General features: G+C 74.2%; 1 pseudogene. It reads left to right on the top strand.

The window, feature by feature from the left end:
• Window positions 1–384: pseudogene (locus tag EAD98_RS23535) on the top strand (peptidase M48); the annotation flags it as partial.

Below are 384 nucleotides of genomic sequence, written 5' to 3'. Positions count from 1 at the left end.
TGGCGACCTGTCCGAGATCGACACCACCGCCTTCCTTGAGCAGGCCGCCGAGTACGCCGGTGGCGGCGACCTGCGGGACAGCCTGCACAAGATCCGGATGACCGCGTGGAGCACGCACCCGGCGCCGGTGGCGCGCGCCGCCCAGCTGCGCCAGTGGATCGACTCCGGGGCGTACGGGCGGGTGCTGGCCGGGGACTACCCGCGCCGGGACGACGACGGCTCGACCAGCGTCTCTGAGGAGATCAAGGCGGCGGCCGAGTCGTACCGGGAGGAGTTCAGCCGGTCCACGGATCCGCTGGTCGGGCTGCTGCGTCGGCTCGGCGACGGCGCCAGCGACGTCGGCGAGTGGGTGGGCGGCACCGCGGGCCGGGCCCGTTCCTGGGT

Origin of the sequence: Micromonospora sp. CV4 (assembly GCF_003667455.1) — a bacterium.
Classification (GTDB): domain Bacteria; phylum Actinomycetota; class Actinomycetes; order Mycobacteriales; family Micromonosporaceae; genus Micromonospora.
The sequence above is the reverse complement of the archived record's forward strand: the minus strand, read 5'-3'. Positions and strand labels throughout refer to the sequence as shown.